General features: G+C 65.4%; 14 protein-coding genes. 1 reads left to right on the forward strand and 13 read right to left on the reverse strand.

Going from position 1 to position 18,331, the window contains the following annotated elements; translation table 11 throughout:
* Positions 1–347 precede the first annotated feature (347 nt).
* The 6 genes from JFY56_RS03685 to JFY56_RS03710 are packed head-to-tail and all read right to left on the reverse strand — an operon-like array spanning position 348 to position 7,244.
* Entirely contained in the window at positions 348–1,121 is a 774-nt protein-coding gene (locus tag JFY56_RS03685) for a glucose 1-dehydrogenase (protein WP_208312105.1), read from the reverse strand.
* A gap of 44 nt (positions 1,122–1,165) precedes the next feature.
* The gene (locus JFY56_RS03690) at positions 1,166–1,984 is read right to left on the reverse strand and encodes a glucose 1-dehydrogenase (RefSeq protein ID WP_208312106.1); all 819 of its coding nucleotides are present in this window, start codon (positions 1,982–1,984) and stop codon (positions 1,166–1,168) included.
* Positions 1,985–2,000: 16 nt separating this feature from the next.
* A complete protein-coding gene (locus tag JFY56_RS03695) occupies positions 2,001–3,128 on the reverse strand; it encodes a saccharopine dehydrogenase family protein (protein WP_208312107.1) in 1,128 nt (375 codons plus the stop codon).
* 29 nt (positions 3,129–3,157) lie between these two features.
* Positions 3,158–4,762 carry an AMP-binding protein gene (locus tag JFY56_RS03700; RefSeq protein ID WP_208312108.1) on the reverse strand — a complete coding sequence of 535 codons (1,605 nt, stop codon included), beginning with the start codon at positions 4,760–4,762 and terminating at the stop codon, positions 3,158–3,160.
* The gene (locus JFY56_RS03705; protein WP_236032414.1) at positions 4,759–5,997 is read right to left on the reverse strand and encodes a thiolase family protein; all 1,239 of its coding nucleotides are present in this window, start codon (positions 5,995–5,997) and stop codon (positions 4,759–4,761) included. Before JFY56_RS03705 ends, JFY56_RS03700 begins: the two co-directional genes overlap by 4 nt.
* Before the next feature lie 14 nt (positions 5,998–6,011).
* Positions 6,012–7,244, reverse strand: a complete 1,233-nt coding sequence (locus JFY56_RS03710; protein WP_208312110.1) for an acyl-CoA dehydrogenase family protein — start codon at positions 7,242–7,244, stop codon at positions 6,012–6,014.
* A 148-nt stretch (positions 7,245–7,392) separates the two neighbouring features.
* Between JFY56_RS03710 and JFY56_RS03715 the strand changes: the two genes are divergently transcribed.
* Positions 7,393–10,062 (forward strand): LuxR C-terminal-related transcriptional regulator, encoded by a 2,670-nt coding sequence (locus JFY56_RS03715; RefSeq protein WP_208312111.1) that lies wholly within the window; start codon positions 7,393–7,395, stop codon positions 10,060–10,062.
* A gap of 161 nt (positions 10,063–10,223) precedes the next feature.
* Here the strand turns inward: JFY56_RS03715 and JFY56_RS03720 are convergent, their stop codons facing one another.
* The 7 genes from JFY56_RS03720 to JFY56_RS03750 all read right to left on the reverse strand — a co-directional run bounded on the left by JFY56_RS03720 (position 10,224) and on the right by JFY56_RS03750 (position 18,295).
* Complete coding sequence (locus tag JFY56_RS03720) at positions 10,224–11,261, reverse strand: GlxA family transcriptional regulator (RefSeq protein ID WP_208312112.1); 1,038 nt, start codon at positions 11,259–11,261, stop codon at positions 10,224–10,226.
* Positions 11,262–11,393: 132 nt separating this feature from the next.
* On the reverse strand, positions 11,394–12,431 hold the full coding sequence (locus JFY56_RS03725) for a GlxA family transcriptional regulator (RefSeq protein ID WP_208312113.1): 1,038 nt from the start codon (positions 12,429–12,431) through the stop codon (positions 11,394–11,396).
* An 18-nt stretch (positions 12,432–12,449) separates the two neighbouring features.
* Positions 12,450–13,790, reverse strand: a complete 1,341-nt coding sequence (locus JFY56_RS03730) for an MmgE/PrpD family protein (protein WP_208312114.1) — start codon at positions 13,788–13,790, stop codon at positions 12,450–12,452.
* A gap of 68 nt (positions 13,791–13,858) precedes the next feature.
* Complete coding sequence (proX, locus tag JFY56_RS03735; RefSeq protein WP_208312115.1) at positions 13,859–14,899, reverse strand: glycine betaine/L-proline ABC transporter substrate-binding protein ProX; 1,041 nt, start codon at positions 14,897–14,899, stop codon at positions 13,859–13,861.
* A gap of 65 nt (positions 14,900–14,964) precedes the next feature.
* The gene (gene proW / locus JFY56_RS03740) at positions 14,965–15,912 is read right to left on the reverse strand and encodes a glycine betaine/L-proline ABC transporter permease ProW (RefSeq protein WP_208312116.1); all 948 of its coding nucleotides are present in this window, start codon (positions 15,910–15,912) and stop codon (positions 14,965–14,967) included.
* A gap of 53 nt (positions 15,913–15,965) precedes the next feature.
* Positions 15,966–17,138: a glycine betaine/L-proline ABC transporter ATP-binding protein ProV gene (gene proV / locus JFY56_RS03745; protein ID WP_208312117.1), complete on the reverse strand. Its 1,173-nt coding sequence runs from the start codon at positions 17,136–17,138 to the stop codon at positions 15,966–15,968.
* Positions 17,139–17,368: 230 nt separating this feature from the next.
* The gene (locus JFY56_RS03750) at positions 17,369–18,295 is read right to left on the reverse strand and encodes a DMT family transporter (RefSeq protein WP_208312118.1); all 927 of its coding nucleotides are present in this window, start codon (positions 18,293–18,295) and stop codon (positions 17,369–17,371) included.
* Between the last annotated feature and the right edge of the window lie 36 nt (positions 18,296–18,331).

Genomic DNA, 18,331 nt, shown 5'->3' on the forward strand with positions numbered 1-18,331 from the left:
ACAAAAAAGCACCCTCGGTCGCAAGACAGTTGCTCCTACACGGGCGTAGCAGCCAGCTGGCTCGGATGATCGCCAGCAAGCTGGCTCCTACAGGTCAGGGAGGGGCTGGGCGCTTACCCAACGATTCATGGTTCCCACGCTCCCGCGTGGGAACCCATCCCGGGACGCTCCGCGTCCCATCGACGCGGGAGCGTCGAAAGCTGCATTCCCACGCAGGAGCGTATGACCGGCATACGCATCATGGGTATCGCTTCGCTCAACCCATCCTACGAAGGCCATGCGTAGCCCGGAAAGCACGAAGCCCGGCGATTGCCGGGCTTCGTGAGCACACCGAATGACGCCGGAGATTACTGCGCCAGATACCCCCCATCGATCACCAGGTCGGCCCCGGTCATGTAGCTGGAGTCATCACTGGCGAGGAACAGCGCGCCCCTGGCGATCTCCTCGGTGCCGCCGAGGCGCCCCATGGGAATGCGCTGCTCCAGATAGTTCTGAAACTGCTGCGCCAGCTCATTGCCCATCTCCGCCATGCCGCCGGTGATCATGGCCGTCGCCGCGTATCCCGGGCACAGGTTGTTGATGCGGATCGCATAGCCGCGCCGCGCGCAGTGCGCTGCCGCAGCACGGCTGAAGATGCGCACCCCGCCCTTGCTGGCGTTGTACGACGGCACCATCGGTTCGCCGATGATGCCCTCGATGGAGGCGACGTTGATGATGGAGCCGCCCTGCTCCTTCATCGCTGCGATGGCCTGCTGGGTGCCGATGAATACGGCATCCAGGTTCACCGCATTGACCTTGCGCCATTGCGCCAGGCTGAGGGTTTCCACATCGGCAAGAATGGCGATGCCGGCGTTGTTGACCAGCACGTCGAGCCTGCCCCAGCGCTCCTGCAGTCCCTGCAGGACCTGCTTCCAGGCCGCCTCGTCGGTGACGTCGTGACAGGCGAACCAGGCATCCAGCCCTTCGTCACGCAGGCGCTGGGCTTCACTCTCGCCGCGAGCCGAATCGATATCGGTCAGCAGCACCTTCGCGCCCTCGCGCAGGAAGGTTTCGGCGATGGCCAGGCCGATGCCGCTGGCGGCGCCGGTGACCAGGCAGGTCTTGTCGTTCAGGCGTTTCATCTACTTACTCCGTATCAGGTTCATGGCCAGATAGCGCGCTCCCCTCAGCAGGCCGAAGCGCCGCCGTCCAGCACCAGTTCGGCGCCGGTCATCCAGGCCGAAGCCGGGCTGGCGAGGAACAGCACCGCCGAGGCCACGTCACGTGGCTGGCCGTAGCCCAGCGGGTGCAGGGACTCGACGTAGGCATCGGCGCTGGCCTCGTCCGGCGCGAGGCCGACGCGGACGAGGTTGTTCACCACGTTGGCGCCCATCTCGGTCTTGATGATCGCCGGATGCACGGAGTTGATCCGCACCCCGTAACCCAGCCTGGCCGACTCGATGGCCGTCGCCTTGGTCATCAGGCGTACCGCACCCTTGGAGGCGCAGTAGGCGGTGAGACTCGGCATGCCGATCAGGCCCGCCACCGAGGACAGGTTGATGATCGAGCCGCCGCGCCCGCAGGCGCCGCCCGGGCGCATGGCGCCCAAAGCGTGCTTGATGCCGAGGAAAACGCCATCGACGTTGATCGCCATGGTCCGCTGGAAATCCTCCAGCTCGCAGTCGACGACCAGCGCCGCGGTTTCGATGCCGGCGTTGTTGACCAGGATGTCGAGGCCGCCGAAGTGGCCGAGCGTGCCTTCCACGGCTGCCGCCCAGTCGGCCTCGCGGGTCACGTCGTGGCGCAGGAACGCCGCACGATCACCGTAGGCCTTGGCCAGGCGTTCCGCCGTCTCGGCACCGAGGGTATCGAGCACGTCGGTCAGCATCACGCAGGCGCCGGCCTGCAGCAGGGCCTCGGCCACTTCCGCGCCAAGTCCACGGGCGGCGCCGCTGACCAGGGCGACCTTGCCGTCCAGGCGGATCTGTTCCAGGTACTGAGTCATGGGCGAGGTCTCCGCGTCAGGCCGGCAGCGCGCTGCAGAAGCCGCGCTCATGGAAGCGCTGGATCAGCTCGCGGTGGCCGAAGGCCTTGGCTGGCGACTGGAAGCCGACCGCCTTGAGCTGGCCATTGAGCAGGCGCTCGGCGCCCTCGGCGCAGATGTCGCCGGTCCAGGTGTAGGCGGCGGACAGGTTCATCACGTAACTGGTGGTGACGCGGCGGCCCTGGCCGTGGACGACGATGACGCCGCGCTGCACGTCTAGCGAGTCCTTCGGCGGCTCGCCGGAGTCCATCTGGTCGCCCATGCGGTTGGTCCACTCCTCGCGTTCTTCCTGGCTCAGGCCCGGCGCGGCAGCGTTGAACGCCTTGATGGCGGCGATCACGCCATCGATCATGTGCTCGCCGATGGCGGTCAGCACCTTGCAGTTGCGCACGCGCGGGTCGTCCTTGAACCAGATCGGTTCGCAGGCGCCACCCCAGGGATGGGCGCGGAGGATCGCGTTGCGGTACGGCACCGATACCAGGTGGGCGATGTCGTTCGGCCAGGCCTTGAGTTGGTTCTGCTCCAGGTAGTACTGCGACACGTCGTTGCAGACCATGCGCAGGAAGGACTTGGTGGACGCTTCCGACGGCAGGCCGTTGTCGACCTGGTAGCAGATGTCCAGGCTGTCGACTTCCGGATTCTCCAGCACCACTTCGGCGGCCATGGCGCCGGCGGCCCACATGAAGGAGTTGGCCGGGCACAGCAGCAGCTCCCTGGCGGCGTAGGCCGCGCCGTATTTTTCGGCGATGGCTGCGGTCCAGTCCTGCTCGCCGGTGGTGTCCAGGTAATGCACTCCCGCTTCCAGGCAGGCTTCGACGACCGGCCAGCCCAGCTGCATGAAGGGGCCGACGTTGTTGATCAGCACCTTGATCTCCAGGCGCTTGAGCAGATCGACCAGTTCGCCGACCGAGTGCTCGACGCTGACCAGCTCGGCATCCACTTTGCTGCCGTGGCGCTCCTCGACCACGCCCAGCGCGGCCTCCAGGCGCGACAGGGTGCGCCCCGCCATGTAGAAGGGAATCTCGCGCTGGGCCAGGGATTCGGCCACCAGCTTGCCGGTGTAACCGCTGGCGCCATAGACCAGTACATTGCGTGCATCAGACATGGATTTTTCCTCTTGTTGTTCGTAGTGGCTCAACGCGCTTCGCAGTGCACGTTGGCGCGGTCCTGTTGCAGCGCTTCCAGCAGGAAGCGCTCCTGGGGTTTTTCCGAAGCGGTCTTGGGTATCTGCTCCAGCACCTGCAGGTAGCTGGGCACGAAGTTGGCTTCGAGCCTTTCCCGGCAGATGCGGAAGATGAGTTGCGGATCGAATTCGCCGCGCAGCTTGGGCACCACCGCCGCGACCACGTCCTTCTCACCGGGGACGCCATTGCTGGAGGGAATGCCGTAGACGTAGACGTCGTCGACTTCCGGGCACTCGGCGATGGCCTTCTCGATGAAGGCGCCGTTGATGAAGTCGCCGTTGCGGCGGATTCCGCTGCCCTTGCGGTACTGGAAGTACAGCCAGCCAGCGGCGTCGGCGACCACCACATCGCCCATGTGCAGCCAGCCGTTGGCGCACTTCTTCGCCGAGGCATCCGGGTTGCCGAAGTACTCGACCTTGAACGGCGTGCCGTCGATGGGCTGGAACAGCAGTTCGCCCGGCTCGCCCGGCGCGCAGTCGTTGCCGGCTTCATCGACGATGCGGTGGCGCAGATTGGGCACCGGCTTGCCGATGCTGCCGACCGGACCGATGCCGACCGGATTGATGGTCAGCCCACCTTCCGCCGCGCCGTAGAACTCCAGGATCTGCACGCCGAAGCGCTCCGCGAAGTTCTCCCAGATCGCCTTGGGCATGCCTGCCGATACCACGAAGCGCACCGGGTTGTCGGCATCGTCCGGACGACGCGGCTCGGCGTAGATGGCCGTGGTCATGCCGCCGAGCAGGGTGAAGCTGGTGCAGCCGAAGCGGCGGCAGATATCCCACAGGCGCGACTTGCTGAAACGCTGCGACAGGACGCAGCGCAGGCCCAGCGCCAGGGACGCGCCGAGCGTCACCAGCTGGGCGTTGGCATGGGTCAGCGACAGCCCCGAGTACGGACGGTCGTCATTGCCATAGCCGAAGACCCGGTCGGTGATCAGCGCCGTTTCGCAATAGCGCCTGTGGGTCATGACGATGCCCTTGGGATCGCCGGTGGTGCCCGAGGTGAAGATCAGCTGCATGGGTGCTTCATCGGACGGCAGGTTCAGCGGATGCTCCGCCGCCCCGCTCACCAGCAGGTCTTCGTAATGCAGCAGACCCGAATCCGCCGGCAGCACCTGCTCCACCTCGCCGGTGGACAGCACGGCGATGGCCGGCAGCAGCGGCAACTGCTCGCGTACCGCGCAGAGGTTGGCCAGTGCGTAATCGGCGGCGATTACCGCCCGGCACCTGGCGTTGTTGAGAAAGAAGGCGAGTTTCTCGCCACGGGCGCGCGGGTCGATCGGCACGAAGACGGTGCCGGTGATGGCGGCCGCCAGCATGGCGTCGACGAACTCGGCATGATTGGCCATCAGCAGGGCGAAGCTGTCGCCCGGCTGCAATCCGAGACGGGTGAGGCCCCAGGCCAGCGCATGGCCGTTCTCCCAGAGCTGCCGATAGGTGCGGGTCTGCAGCGGTGCGTCGGCGCCGTTCTCGACGGTCAGCACATCCAGGTCCGGCATGCGCTGCACGCGGTTGCCGATCAGGCCGGCGAAATTGAGGTCGCTATAAACAGTCACTTCAATTCCTCCCGTACCAGCAGGCTGACCACGGTGGCCGCCGCGTCCAGACCGATGGCGCCGCCACCGTTGTGCGCCAGGCCGACCCGCGCGCCATCGACCTGGCGAGCGCCGGCACGGCCCTGCAATTGCTCGGTCAGTTCCACGATCTGGGCGCAGCCGCTGGCTCCCACCGGGTGTCCCTTGCGCAGCAGGCCGCCGGAAGTGTTCACCGGGATGCGTCCGCCCAGGGAGGTGGCGCCGGACTCCAGCAGCTCGGCGCCGGCGCCGCGTGGGCAGAGGCCCAGGTATTCGTAGGCCATCAGTTCCGACGGCGCCGAGGCGTCGTGGAGCTCCACGCAGGAGAGATCCTGCGGCCCCAGTCCCGCCGCCTCGTAGGCCTGGTTCGCGGCGAGCGCGCCGACGCTGTCGTCCGCCCTCTCGAAGTCCCAGCCGGAGACCAGCGCCGAGGCTGCGACCCGGACCGGATTGCGCAGGCCGAGCTGGCGGGCCTTGCGCTCGCTGACCAGTACAACTGCCGCCGCGCCGTCGCCGATGGGCGAACACATGGGCAGGGTCAGCGGGTCGATGATGGAGCGGGCGGCCAGCACCTGTTCCACGCTCATTTCCTCGCGGAACTGGGCTCGCGAATTGAGGGCGCCGTGGCGCGAGTTCTTCGCCGCCACCATGGCGAAGTGGCGCGCGGTGGAGCCGTACTGCTTCATGTGCTTCTTCGCCATCATGGCGTAGATGTCCATGAACACCGAGCGGGTGCTGCCCGCCCCTTCGGCATCGAAGGGCTCGCCAGCCGCCTCGGCCAGCTTCTTCACCACGTTCACCGCGCCGTCCGGGTCCTCCACATCCACCGCACTGGAGAAGGCCCCCAGGCTGCGGGCCTTGTCCTCGTGGAAGAGCTTTTCGTAACCGCACACCAGCACGATGTCGTAGTAGCCGGCGCTGACCATGGCGCAGGCCTGCTGGAAGGCGGTGGAGGACGACGCACAGGCGTTTTCCACGTTCACCACCGGAATCCGGCCGATGCCCATGCCGCGCAGGACCACTTCGCCGCGAATCATTTCCTGGCCGGTGACCACACCCGCCGCGGCATTGCCCATCCAGGCCGCCTGCAAATGGGCCTTGTCCAGCCCGGCATCGTTGAGTGCCAGCTGGATCGCCTGCCCGGCGAGGCTCTTCAGGGTTTTGTCCAGGTGTTTGCCGAAGGGCACCATGCCCACTCCGGCGATGAATGCATTCATCCTCATGACCAGCCTCAGATCCGCGAAATCAGGGTGCCGCCCTTGATGGCGAGCATTTCGTTGCAACCGTCCTCGATCATCGAGGAGCGTGCATCGCGCAGCAGTTTCTCCACCGGGTACTCACGGGTGACGCCATTGCCGCCGAACATCTGGACGGCCTGCGACGCGACATCGAAGGAGGTCTGGGTGGCGGTGATCTTCGAGGCGATGGAGCCCTGCAGGGCCGGTTGCGGCGCCACTTCGTTGAACAGCATCGCGCGACGCGCCAGGGCGCGGGCGGCCTCGACGCGGGCGAACATGTGGAACAGGCGATGGCGCACGTTCTGGTGCTGGATGATCGGCACGCCGCCCTGCTTGCGCTGGTGCGCGTATTCGTAGGCGTGCTCGTAGGCGGCGCGCGCCGCACCGGTCCACATGACCCCCATCAGCGCGTTGGCTTCGGTCAGCACACCCTGTTCGGCGCGGACGTAATCCTCCGGACCGGCCACCAGGTGATCCAGCGGCAGGCTGACGTTGTCGAAGAACAGCTCGCCCTGCGGCAACGCACGCTGTCCCATCTTGTCCAGCGGTGCGCCACGGCTGACGCCCGGCAGGTCCAGCGGCACCAGCACCACGCAGCGCTTGTCCTCGCCGGAGCCGTCGTCGAAGCCGCAGAACAGGATGCACACCTGGGCGATGGGACCGTTGGACACCCACGCCGATTTCTGGCCGTTGATGACGATGCGGTCGCCCTGCAGGCGGGCGTGGCAGTTCAACCGGCCGTGGGCCGCGCCTGGATGGCGCGCATGGCCGCTGCTGTCGAGCATGTCCGAACCGTGGTCCGGTTCGGTGATGCCCCAGCAGCCGATGGGCTTGTCCGCATAGCGCTGCAGAAGATCGGTGCGGCCCATGCTGTGCAATACGATGCTCGGCACCATCGACGCACCCAGCAACACGGCCAGGCCACCGTCGCCGTAACCGAGCTCCTCGAAGATCACGCATTTCAGGCGCGCGCGGTCGGCTGCCGGCAGTTCCATCAGGTCGTCGAGGGTGATGCCGAGCTGGCCGAACTCGCTGAACACCTGCCACAGCGGCGAATCGGCAGCGATGACTTCCGACGGCTGCATCTGGTCGAGTTGCTGCCCGATCGGCCGCAGCACCTTGCTGGCGAAACGCCGCGCGCCCAGCTGCATCGCCTGTTCGATTTCGTTGAGGTCGGCGTCGAGGCCGGTGGGCTCCAGCTCGACTCTTGCGTTATAGCCAGTCATTCTTGTTTTCCCCGCAAGGTAGATTCGCCGCGCGACAGCCACCTGCTGTCGCGTCTGGGACGCCTTGGATACTATTCAGGGGAAGAAAAGGTATTGACCCCCCCCGATGGGGGATGCCCTCACAGCGATTCGAACAGAACAATAACGAATGCATTCTCCGCTGCTTTCCACCAAGGTCCTGCCCCCCCGCAGAGGTCGCGGCACCCTGCCTCGCCCGCGCCTGGAGCAACTGATCGAGCGTATTGCCGAGGCCAGCCTGACCGTACTCAGGGCACCGCCCGGCTTCGGCAAGAGCACCCTCGCCAGCACCTGGGCCGAAGCCGCGCTGGCGCGTGGCGGCCGGGTCGCCTGGCTCAACCTGGATGAAGCGGACGACACGCCCGAACGCCTGCTGCTGTATGTCGCCGCAGCCATCCAGCGCGGCTTCGATGGCACCCAGGGTGGGCACCTGCTGAAGGACCTGTCGCTGATTCCGGCAGAGCACCTGAGCACGATGCTGGTAAACGACCTGGAGAGCCGTGACGAACAGTGTTTCCTGTTCATCGATGACTACCACTGCGTGCCGCCGGCTACCCTGGTCGCCGGCTTCGAGAACCTGGTGCGCTTCGCCCCGGACAATCTGCACCTGGTGTTCTGCGGACGCAGCGACCTGCCATCGGCACTCTTCGCGCATGCCTACGCCGACGCCTGCCTTGAAGTGGATGCCGCGCAATTGCGCTTCGACCTGGACGAAACGCGTGACCTGCTGCTGCGTTCCGGCGGGGCCGCGATCGACCCGACAGAGCTGATGGAGCTGCACCAGTCCACCGAAGGCTGGATCGCCGCCCTTCGCGCCAGCCTGCTCACCCTGCGCCAGCGCCCTGCCGGCAGCGCACGCCTGTCCAACAGCATCAGTGGCCTGCTCGACGAGCTCCTCGACCGCCTGCCCCGCGAGTTGGTCGAGCAATTGTCGAAGCTGGCGGCGGTCGACAAGTTCAGCGCCAGACTGGCCGAAGAGCTCACGGGTACGCCGAACGGCCAGGCGCTGATCGGCGACCTCGATCGCCGGCAGCTGTTCCTGGTTTCGCTGGATGACCAGGCGCACTGGTTCAGCTTCCACCCGTTGTTCCGTGAGCACCTCCGCCACCGGTTACCCGCGACGGAGCTGGCTGGCACCCTGGACAAGGCCGCCCGCTGGTTCGCCGGGCAGCAGTTATGGATGGACGCCGTGCGTACCGCACTGGCGACGGACGACAACGACAGCGCCCGCAACTGGATTGCCCATTGCGCCATGGATATGGTCGAGCGCGGCGACATCATCATCCTGCTCGACTGGGAACGTCAGTTGCACGACCGCCTGCTGGAAAGCCCTGCGCAGCTGAAGCTGGCACTGGCCTGGGCAGCCGGCCTGGCGATGAGCAGCGGCAATGCCCGGCGTCTGCTGGGCGAGGTCCGGACAGCGTTGCCAGGTATCGAAGACGACGCGCAGAAAACTCACCTCGAATGGGAGTGCCGCGCGCTGGAAGCCATGCTCCTGGCCCTGGAAGATCGGAGCGAAGCTGGCGGACGACTGGCCAGCGCATGCCTGCCCTATGTGCAGGACCGCCCCTGGATCAGCAACACCCTGCTCAATGTCCTGTGCTACAGCCACCTGTTGAGCTGTCGCTGGCAGGAGTTCTACACCATGCCGCCCATGGCCAGCACACCGCTGGACCCCACCCGCTACCAGTTCAACCAGGTCTATCGCCTGTGCCTGATGGGCCTGGGCGAGACCCTGCAGGGGCGCTTCTCCCAGGCCGCGGCCATCTTCGAGGAGGCCATGCGGATCACCGCTTCGCAGCACAGCAATCGCGCAGGAGCGCGCCATCCGGTACTGCGCGCCCTGCCCGCCAGCTTCCTCGCCGGCGTTCGCTACCTGCAGGGCAACTTCGCGGAAGCGGAACGGCTGAGCCTGGAAAACCTGGACACCGTGAAGATCACGGGTTTCCTCGATTGCGCGGCGACCCTGTTCATCACCATCAGCCGCCTCAGCAACAGCCACGCCAGCCCCCAGGGCGCGCGCTACTTCCTCGAGGACGGCGACCGTCTGGCGCAGACACGCGCCTGGCCGCGCATGCAGGCACAGCTGCTGCTGGAACGCACGCGGGTCAGCCTGATCGAGCAGAAGGCCCACGAGGCCCATGCTTGCACGGCTCAACTCGAAGCGCTGAACCTCGCCCACGCGCCCGAGGTTTCCGCTGAAATATCGGAGTACGCCTGCCTGGCCAGCCTCGCTGCGCTATGGTGCGAAGCCTGCGGACTGTCCCGCTCGGCAGACCTGGAACAGGCCGAACGCCTGCGCCACCAGGCCCAGCAGTTCAACCTCCGGCTCATGCAGCTCCGCCTGGCCGGAAGCCTGGCCATGGCCCACTGGCGAAGACGTTCCACCGATCGGGCGGTAGCCTACCTGCTGGAAGTCGCCGAACTGATGGAACACTGCAACGCACCGCAGATACTGGCGGACCTGCCGGCCCGACAACCCCTGCAGCAACTGGTCTCGCATACCCTGCAGGTTTCCGGATTGAACCAGGCCTTGAAGTCCCGACTGCAAAGCCTGCAATCCGGCGAGACCGATGCCGCCGCCAGCCAGAATGCCTCGCGCATGATGATCACCCTCACCAGCAAGGAACGGCATGTGCTGGAGCTGGTGGCCCAGGGCAAATCCAACAAGGAGATGGCCAAGCTCCTCGGCGTCACCCCGGAAACCATCAAGAGCCACATGAAGCACATCTTCAGCAAACTTCAGGTGGACAGCCGGGCGCAGGCCGCCGTTGCCGCCAAGGCTTGCGGGTTGATCTAGTCCTTCCGCCTCCCCATCCGTGGGCAACGAGCCCCCCTTGGGTTTCAGCCGGAGCTGCCTTGATCATGTAGCCTGGACACGGCATGGTGGAAAAGGCTTCGCCGTTTTCCACCCTACCCGGCTGGTGAGGGCGGTTGTGGGCGTGGGAACGATGGAAGCCTTCAGACCTTGAAGTGATTGCGCTTGCGGAACTGTCCCGGGGCCATATCGAAGAGTTCGCGGAAGCAGCGGGTGAAGTGCGGCAGGGTCACGAATCCGGTTGCCACGGAGATTTCGATCAGGGACTTGTTGGTCTGCTGCAGCAACTGGCGCGCGCGGGTCAGGCGCAGTTCCAGGTAGTAGCGCGGCGGCGTGGCCTTCACGTAGCGGCGGAACAGGCGCTCCAGGTGCCGCCGGGAGATGCCGACGTAACGGGCGATCTCGTCGATCTCGATGGGGTCTTCGATGTTGCTGTGCATCAGTTCCAGGGCGAGCTTGATGGTCTGCGGCAGGGTCGGGTCGAAGTCGATGGAGACGACGGACACATCGACGACATCCCGCATCTTGTCGCAGCTGAGCACCTCCTCCACCGCGCTCACCAGCTCCTGGCCGGCGCTGTGGCGCACCACCTCCAGCATCATGCCCAGGGAGCTGTTCGCGCCGGCGCAGCTGATCCGCTTGCGGTCGAGCACCTGGGAATGGGTGGTCACGCTGACCTTGGGAAACAGCTCGGACATCATCGCCCTGCCGTCCGGATGGAAGGCGCATTCATGGCCATCCAGCAGCCCGGCCTCGGCAAGGAAGTAGGCGCCGTTCCACAGCCCGCCAAGAACCGCCCCCGCCGCATCGGCCGAGCGCAGTTTGGACCGCAGTTGGGCGTCGCCTTCGAGGCGCACGCGGAAGCCGCCGCACACCACGATGATGTCCTGGCGCTTCTCGTCCAGCCCGGCCAGGGTGCAGTCGGTGGAAATGGAGATGCCCAGGTCGCTCACCACCAGGGTGTCGTCGCCCCCGACCACCCGCACTTCGAACAGCGGCGTCGAGCTCATGAGGTTGGCCGTCACCAGCGCATCCACCGCCCCGGTGAAGGCCATCATCGAGAAGTGCTCGCGCAGCACGAAGGCCACCCGCCTGACGGTGGGCGTCAGCCCTGCGCGGCCGGCCTTGTCCAGGTGTGCCAGGTTCTTGCTCTTCAGAACGCTCTCGAAGGAGGCTCTCATTTCTTCACCCCAGGGCGTTGAGAGGCCGCGTCACGTCATCGATCACTGGCGTGATCGAATACATGGCCTCTGGATTCAGGCACCCAGAGTATTCCATCCTGAAACGCAAGGCAGCTTCCCCGGAGCGACGTTTCAAACCCTGAAATGTGTACGCAGGCGAAACTGGCCCGGGGCCACGTCGAATTTCTCGCGGAAGCAGCGGCTGAAATGCGGAAGCGTCGTAAAGCCGCTCGCCACGGCGATTTCCGTCAGGGACTTGTTGGTGTGCTGCAGCAGTTGCCGCGCATGGGTGAGGCGCAGCTCCATGTAGTAGCGCGGCGGCGAGGCTTTTACGTAGCGCAGGAACAGGCGTTCCAGATGGCGCCGGGAAATGCGCGCATATCGTGCGATCTCGCCTATGTCGATGGGATCTTCGATATTGCTGTGCATCAGTTCCAGGGCGAGCTTGATGGTGCGGGGAAGGGTCGGGTCGAGGTCGATGGACACGACCGAAATATCGACCGTCTCCCGCATCTTGTCGCAACCCAGTATCTCCTCGACCGCATCCAGCAGTTCCTGGCCGGCGCTGTGGCGCACCACTTCCAGCATCATGCCCAGCGAACTGTTCGCGCCGGCGCAGCTTATGCGCTTGCGGTCGAGCACATGGGAATGGCTGGTCACGTTCACCCTGGGGAACAGCTCGGACATCATCGCCCTGCCATCCGGATGGAAGGCGCATTCATGGCCATCCAGCAGCCCGGCCTCGGCAAGGAAGTAGGCGCCGTTCCAGAGGCCGCCGAGGACCGCGCCAGCCGCGTCGGCGTGGCGCAGCCTGGTTCTCAGCAAGGGCTCGCTTTCGAGGCGGACGCGGAAGCCGCCGCACACCACGACGATGTCCTGCTGCTTCTCGTTCAGCTCGGCCAGGCTGCAGTCGGTGGAGATGGCGATACCCAGGTCGCTGACCACCAGGTTGCTTTCTCCGCCGACGACCAGCACTTCGAACACCGGCGTCGAACTCATGAGATTGGCCGTCACCAGGGCATCCACCGCGCCGGTAAAGGCCATCATCGAAAAATGCTCGCGCAGTATGAAGGACACGCGGCGCACTGGCGTCGTCAGTCCGGCACGGCTGGCCTTGTCCAGATGCATCAGGTTCTTGCATTTCAGGACGCTTTCGAATGCTGTTCTCATCGTTCGACTCGCAACTGCTCAGGCGGCCGGCTCGAACAGCAACGCCAGCAGCTTCTCGCAGCTGGAGCGGTCCGGCAGGGCCGCGATCTCCTGTTCGATGTCGCGCCGCTGTTTCTCGTCCAGGCTGATTGCCGCCAGCAGGTCGAATTTTTCGCGGAATTCCGCCTGGCTCATGGCCGTCTCGGGATCGCCCCTGGCTGCGGTGATCGGACTTGAGAAGGACTGGCCATCCTTGAGCTGGACCAGGACCCTCGAAAGAATCTCCCGGGGGAAACGCGCCGAGAGTTCGTCGCTTTCGATGATCTCGATCCGCTGGCTGACAGCCAGGATATCGGCGTCATGTATCGCCTCCCCGGTCACTTCCAGAGGACCGACCTGGCCACGCACCACCAGCGCAGCCAGCGGGAAGGCCAATGCGTACTGGGCCTCGTCGGCATTCGCCGGAGTGTGGCCCTGCAGGCGCATGGACTCGTGGAACGTCTGCACCTGGATCTGCTCGATGTTCTCGCCGCGAATCTGCGGATGCTCGGCCATCAGCGCGGTCATGGCCGTGAGCGCCGGTTGCGCCCAGCGACAGACGGGCCAGGGCTTGAAGTACTGGGCGTCGATTTCCCAGCGCTCGCCAAGATCCCGCCAATGGGCGGCCACGGCAGCGTCCTCCACCGTCTCGGCCGGCGCTCCGGTGACACCCGCCTCGGCCAGCAGCAAGGCGTTGAGACCGGCGTAGGCCCCGGCGCCATGGGCGTCGCGCAGCATGGACGGGTGATCGACCAGGCGCATCATCGGGCAACGCGGACCGAAGTATTCGGCGATGCCCAGGGCATGGCGGAACTGCTCCTCGCTCATCCGCAGCAGACGTGCGCCGCCGCAGACGACGCCGATGCCGGAGAACGAACCGGACGCATGGTATTCGGGCGCTGTCGCCATCAGCGCAGCGCCGGCCCGCAGAGCCGTCTCGTAGCCGATGCACAGCGCGCTGAGAAACTCCTCGCCGCTGATGCTCCGGCCCTGCTCGCGGCAGGCATCGACCAGGGCCAGCAAGGCCGGCACCACCGTCGCGCCGGCATGTCCCTTCGAGGTGAAGTGCCCTTCGTGGGCATCCAGGCTGTCGACGCTGAAGCCCCCCGCCCAGGCCGCCCCCAGCGGGTGGACCGGACGGCCATCGAACAGCAGGCGGCTGGACAGCGTCCCGGCCGGATAGTGGTTCAGCGCGTACCGCTTGAGGACCTGGCTGGTGTGATTGTCCCGCGCGCCGGCCGCCACACCGAGGATATCCGGCAGGCAGGTCTGCAACAGCTCGCGGGTATGGGTCGGTGCATCGCGGAAACGGAAATCGCGGACGAACGAATAGAGCGACATGTGGAGACTCCACAGACGGAATTCGAAGGAAGGAAGAACGGGCGCCCGCTGCCGGGCACCCGAGGGACTCACTGCTTGGCCTGGCTGACCTGATTGCCGGCAGCGGCCCGGGATGCCTGCAGCCAGGCGTCGAACTGCTGGCGATGCGCGGCGACCCATTCGTCCGCGTGGCGGCGGATATCGGCGGGTTTGTTCTCGCCGTTCTGCATCTTCAGGTTCTGCTGGCTCTCGTCGTCGGTGCTGATCTGCACCAGCGAGAGGAACTTGAGCGCGGCCGGGTTCTTCTCGGCGAACTCCTTGTTCAGCACCGCCTCCACCTTGTCGATGGCGAAGCCCAGGTTCTTGCCCTCGTAGGTGGTGTTCACGTCGTTCTTGCCATCCGGCAGGTCGGTATAGGGCACTTCGAGCCAGACGACGTCCTTGCCTTCAACCAGCACACCGGCGATCCATTGCGGCACCCAGGTGAAATAGAGGACCGGCTGGCCCTGCTTGTAGCGGGTGATGGTGTCCGCCATCAGGGCGAAGTACGAACCGCGGTTGTGGGTGACGGTCTTCTCCAGGCCATAGGCCTTGAGATGGTGATCGATCACCAGTTCGCAGCCCCAGCCGGGGTTGCAGCCGGTCAGGTCGGCCTTGCCGTCGCCGTTGATGTCGAACAGCTTGGCGATCTCCGGCTTCTTCAGGTCGGTCAGGTACTTGATGTTGTGGGCCTCGGCGGTCTTCTTGTCGATGAGATAGCCCTGCAGCACGCCGGGGATCACGTCGCCAGCCTTGACCAGGTTCCTGTCGCCGCCGACCTTCTGGTAGAAGGTGTCGTGCAGCTTGTCCCAGAGGTGCACGGTGAAGTCGGCATCGCCGTAGGACAGCGCGACCATCATCGCCGCGTACTCGGTTTCCTTGGGCTCCTGGACGTCATAGCCCAGCTCGCGCAGACCCGCCATGGCGACCTCGCCACGGAAGCGCTCCTCGGCAATCGGCGGGAAGATCGGCGAGACCGAAACACCCTCCCCCGGCTTGTCCGCCGAGGCCGCCATCCCATACAGCGACACCAGGCTCAGGGAGAGCGCGGAGGCGCATTGAACAAATTTTCTGGTGAAGTCGAAGAACATCGTCGCGTACCTCTTGTTGTTTTACTGTGGTCCGGCGGACCTGTAGGGATTCGCTGAAAAAAGACTCACGCCGCCTTGCCGCGCACCGGCTGGTTGCCCACCAGCCGCAGCACCAGGCCGACCGGGCCGCTGTGATACCAGCGCAGGCTCGGGTCCGAGTTGGTGCGCTCGCCCATCGCCTGGGTCAGGCGGTCGAGGAAGATCGCCAGCAACACCAGCCCTACCCCGCCCACTGTGGCCAGGCCCATGTCCAGGCGGCCGATACCGCGCAGGACCATTTGCCCGAGGCCGCCGACGGAGATCATCGAGGCGATCACCACCATCGACAGCGAGAGCATCAGGGTCTGGTTCACGCCGGCCATGATGGTCGGCGTGGCGAGCGGCAGTTGTACGCGCATCAGCATCTGCCGGGGCGTGCAGCCGAAGGCGCGCGCCGCTTCGATCTTGTCTTCGGGCACCTGGCGGATGCCCAGGTTGGTCAGGCGCACCAGCGGCGGCACGGCGAAGACGATGGTCACGAGGACGCCCGGCACGTTGCCGATACCGAAGAGCATCACCACCGGAACCAGGTAGACGAAGGCCGGGAGCGTCTGCATGGCATCGAGTACCGGCCGGACGAGTCTTTCCAGCCGGTCGCTGCGGGCCGAGAGGATGCCCAGCGGGATGCCGATCAGGGCGCAGAAGAACACCGAGGTCAGCACCAGCGCCAGGGTGGTCATGGATTCGGACCAGACGCCGATCAGGCCGAGCAGGGTCAGGGTCACCACGCACAACCAGCCGATACGCTGGCCGCCGACCTGCCAGCCAAGCAGGCCGGAAAGCAGGATGCCGATGGTCGGCGGGATGCTCTGCAGGGTGTATTCGATGCCGTTGAGTACCTGGTCGATCGGCCAGCGGATGGCGCGGAACACATCGCGGAAGTTCTGCACCAGATAATTCAGGACGACTTCCACCCACTCGCCGAGGGGAATGTTCGCGCTTTGGAAAGGATCGAGAAGACTGAATTCAGACATGCTGGCTACCTATTCTCCGAAGTTGCAGTTGTTGCGTGATCGAGGGAGCGCGCTCAATGGCGGCTCAGGGTGTGCAACAGCTGGTTCTTGGAAATGGTGCCCTTCAGAGCACCGCTGTGGTCCAGGACAGGCACGGGATAAGGCAGCGTCGCGACGATATCGAGCACGTCGTGCAAGGGCGTGTCGGTGTACACGGGATGCTGCCTGTGCAGGCTGAGTGCCTCGTCCGGCGACCCGTTCAGGGCGCTGCCGGCTTCGTCGGCGCCCACCACGCCCAGCAGTTGGCCGCGTTCGTCGATCAGGTAGCCGTATGGCATGCCGGCCTTGAAATGCGGCGTCTTGCCGTTCACCCGGCACACCATCTCCGGATCGAACCTGGCGACGTCGCCGGCCTTGAGTACGCGGGAACTGTCGAAGCCCTTGAAGAAGGTCTCGACGTACTCGTTGGCGGGCTGGTTCAGCAGCTCCTGCGGGGTGCCGATCTGCACCACCCGGCCGCCTTCCATGATCGCGATGCGATGGCCGATGCGGATGGCTTCCTCGATATCGTGGGAGATGAAGATGATGGTGCGCTGCTGCTCGGCCTGCAGGCGGATCAGCTCGCCCTGCATTTCGCTGCGGATCAGCGGATCGAGGGCGGAGAACGCCTCGTCCATCAGCAGGATCGCCGGATCGTTGGCCAGCGCGCGGGCCAGGCCGACGCGCTGCTGCATGCCGCCGGAGAGCTGGTGCGGATAGCTGTACTCGTGTCCGGCCAGGCCGACCTGGCGCAGCGCCTCGCTGGCACGGGCATTCCGCTCGCGCTCGCTCACGCCGGAGATTTCCAGGCCGAACGCGGTGTTCTCCAGCACGCTCATGTGCGGCATCAGCGCGAAGGACTGGAAGACCATGCCCATTTCCTTGCGCCGGACGTCCAGCAGGTCCTTGTCCGACAGCCCGGTGATCTCGCGGCCGTTCAGGTGGATGCTGCCGGAAGTGGGTTCGATCAGGCGGTTGAACAGTCGCACCATGGTCGACTTGCCCGAGCCCGACAGTCCCATGATGACGAAGATCTCGCCACGCTTGACTGAGAAACTGGCGTCGAACACACCCACGACATGTCCGGTCTTGCTGAAGATCTCGTTCTTGTCGGCGCCCTTGCGCAACATCTCCATCGCAAGTTCGGGACGGGGCCCGAACACCTTGAAGATGTTCTTCACCGAAAGAATCTCGTCGGCCTGATTCATACAACCCTCTTTTATTATGCTTATTAACCAATCAGTCAGCTTTGCGCCTTCCCGTTATCGGTGCATCAGATAACCGGACATCCATTGGTTTCCAACTGGAAACCGGCACGCAGAAAATCCTGCTCCCTGAAGGCGACATCGGTTGATGGGTGTCGCGTTGCAGCTCCAAGTTAGGATTTGACGACCACAGCGTCCAACGACATTTGTTCGCCCTTAACCATAACCTCATGTTATGAGTCGCGAGTGGCCTCCCCTGGCACGGGAGCGCACTCGCGATCCGCCGCTCCCTGATGGGCAAGGAAAATCGCCGCGAGCAGAACCATCGCTCCGCCGCCGAGCATGGCGGACGTAACGTGCTCCCCCATGAACAGCACGGCGATGCTCACGGCCACCATCGGCTCCAGCGTCGAGAGGGTGGCGGCGGCGGAGGGACCGATCCGGGGCGATCCCGCCAGGAATGCCGCGACCGGCACCAGCGTGGCGAACAGCGCCAGCCCGGCCGTCCCCCACCAGGCCGGGGCCGTCGCCGGCAGGGACGCGCCCTGCACGACAGCGGCGACGGTGAAGGTCAGTGCGCAGCCCAGCAACAGCATGGCCGCCGAGGCCAACGGGTTCTCATGGACGATCCGGTGGGTGCCATAGATGATCGAGCTGCCGTAGCACACCGCGGCGAACAGCGCCCATAGCGCACCCAGCGATGCGCCGGACAGGTCGAGGCCCGTGGCGATCACCACCCCGCCCACCGCCAGTGCCAGGCTGGCCAGCTTGAGGGCGCTGGTTCGCTCCCCCAGGCAGGTTATGGATAGCGCCGTGACGAACGCCGGAAAGGTGTACACCAGCGTGATCGCCAGGCTGACCGAGGTGGAGCGCGCCGCGCTGTAATACCCCAGCGCCGCCAGCCCATAGCCGACTCCGAGCAGCAGGTTCTGCCGCGCCAGACGGCCGGACGGCAGCGGTATTCCGCGCCAGCGCAGCCAGACCAGCAATATCCCGGCGGCGATAGAAAAGCGTGCCAGAAGGAGCCCCACCGGGTCCGCGCCACCGGCGTAGGCGAACCGGGCGAAGAACGGCTGCAGGCCGTAGCAGAAGGCAGCCAGCAGTACCAGGCAGAAGCCCATGGCATGGCCGTTCCGGCGAGAAAGCGAATGTGTGTGCATTACCGAATCCTGGGCCTGTCGGACAGAAAAAGGCCC

This window comes from Pseudomonas schmalbachii (assembly GCF_017589465.1).
Classification (GTDB): domain Bacteria; phylum Pseudomonadota; class Gammaproteobacteria; order Pseudomonadales; family Pseudomonadaceae; genus Pseudomonas; species Pseudomonas schmalbachii.